Raw genomic sequence first — 2,484 nt, forward strand, 5'->3', positions numbered from 1 at the left:
TTTAATACGCCATTATCATGCCTTCAGCCACCACAACAAGGGAAGACCCATGTATGTACAGTAGCAAAAGTCCTAAAGACTATCCAGCACGATTTGTGAATTACCTGAAAGGTAATATATTTGGTGTTTGTTATTCAATCAATTCATATAAGGTTTGACAGGTAATAAACTGTCCAGATGATGCACGCGCGCCGGGCGCTGCTTTACTGGAGACAGGCCATGACGGTATCAACCGTAGTTGACCATAATGATTACACCGGGAACGGCGTTACGACATCCTTCCCGTACACCTTCCGCATTTTCAAAAAAACAGACCTTGCTGTATCAGTTGTCGACCTTGACGAAAACATCACTGTTCTGGTGCTTGATACTGACTACACGGTTACGAACGCCGGTGGGTATAACGGCGGCAGCGTGGTGCTCACTACGCCGCTGACGAACGGCTGGCAGATCTCCATTGCCCGTGAGCTGGAGCCAACTCAGGAAACAGATCTGCGCAATCAGGGTAAGTTCTTCGCTGAGGTTCATGAAGACGCGTTCGATAAACTGACAATGCTGATCCAGCAGGTTGCCAGTATGTTCCGCCTGGCTCTGCGTAAGCCTTCCAGTATCGCGAACTGGTACGACGCACTGAACAACTACATCCGTAATCTGCGCGACCCAAGAGACCCTCAGGACGCGGCAACGAAAAACTATGTTGATACGCTGGCGAGCGGGAACTTTAACCGCACTCTGCGAACCCCTGAAAACATCCCATCACTCCCAGGTGCTGCAACCAGGGCGAACAAAATCGTTGCCTTCGATAACTCCGGGAATCCAATTGTAACGTCGCCTCCATCTGGTTCTGCATCAGACGTTCTTATTGAACTGGCAAAACCTACTGGCTCTACTTTGATCGGTGGCTCTGTTTATGTGGTCGATTCATTTTCATCTGCCCTTGCTGCGAATGCAGGGCAGTCAAAGTACATCATGACGCGTGGGCATCATACGCTCGGTGTCGGGTCGGGGACCTATATCAGAAATGGGACTACAGGAGTGCCTTCATCAGGTAATGAGTATAAATTTTTCGATTCAACTGGTTCTGGCTGGACGCTTACTGGAATGTCATATGATTGCCAGCAGTTTGGTGTCAATGGTGATGGGACAAACGAAACGACTAAGGTTCAACTTTGGCTGGACAGTTGTGCTGATTACCATGCCAAGGCTTATATCAAGGAATCATTTTCTGCGAGCGTTGTAGGGATTGTATTAAACTCATCACATAAAGGTCTTCAGTTCGATTTTAGAGGTTGGCTTAAATTCTTCGGTGATGGTTCTGCGCCTGTTAATGCTCCGAGCAATGTGACAGGAAGTGCTTGTTTTGCTGTGTACCTTAATGGATGCACCAGTCTTAGCGGACAAATAAACATTGACGGAAACAGGTCTGCTAAAATTTACAGTGAGCAAATCCATAACATTGGGATGTTTGGTGGAGTAGATAACAACCTAACACTTAATTTTATTGAGAGTCGTGGAGATGGCATATATGTAAATCATCATAAGGCCAACGTGTCAACCGCTCCATCAATAGATTCCATTGCTGCCAATAACTTCCCAACGAGGCTAAAATTAAGAGTAAACAGTGTCAATAGCTCGTTTGATGGTCGCAATGCTGTATCTCTCATTGCCTATAAGGATTGTAAGGTGTCTGGCATGAGCTCACAGCATGGAAATGGCACTCCGTCAGGACCCACAGGAATAGGTAAGCAACCAGGAGGGCTTGATGTAGAGCCAAATTATTATTGGCAGTCATGCTATAACCTGGTTGTTCCATCATGGATTTCAGATGGGGCTGGATGGACAGGCGGTTTCAGTCTGGTTGGGAAGATTAATGGTACCGATTCGTTTGACGTTAACATTAGAGGCGTAATTGCAAATATTGAATGCACACAATCCATACCAAATGACAGTGTCCGTTATGGAGTGGCATTGCAATATGCAAGGGATATTGATATCAGAGGAGTTTCTCGATGCCTAACAAATAATCCATACAGCACTTTTAAAAGTTGTGGCGTTATGGCCACATGTCTTTCGAACTTCAATATTCAGATGAAAGTTATCAGATTTGAACGTGTTGGTGAGATTGCCTGCGAAGATGTTATCAACCAGGCTGTAACTATGTGCTCTAATGGAAGTCTGTCAATAAAAGCCACAAATTGCCATAATGGCCTGAGCTTGTCAGCTCTTGATAACGTTAATGTAGATTTACTATTCACCGTTCCGGTTACAATGGCTGGCTCTGGAGATAGAGGTGTCGTTCAATATATCCAATCATATTTTAACGGAGCATACCAGCCAACAAACATTCAACATCACACTCTTAAAGTTAGCGCGAGTGGCGGATCCACATTGTCTACATTTAACTATGGGGTGAGAGCGCACCCAACCAATGACCTGCTCCCCGTTGATTAGTACACCCCGATGTTAGTAATGTCTTCATAAGCC

1 protein-coding gene is annotated in these 2,484 nt (G+C 45.5%); it reads left to right on the top strand.

Going from position 1 to position 2,484, the window contains the following annotated elements:
- Nucleotides 1-219 precede the first annotated feature (219 nt).
- On the top strand, nucleotides 220-2,451 hold the full coding sequence (locus HX884_RS27425) for a hypothetical protein (RefSeq protein WP_249166263.1): 2,232 nt from the start codon (nucleotides 220-222) through the stop codon (nucleotides 2,449-2,451).
- Nucleotides 2,452-2,484 lie beyond the last annotated feature (33 nt).

Origin of the sequence: Enterobacter sp. SECR19-1250 (assembly GCF_013391025.1) — a bacterium.
Classification (GTDB): Bacteria; Pseudomonadota; Gammaproteobacteria; order Enterobacterales; family Enterobacteriaceae; genus Enterobacter; species Enterobacter cloacae.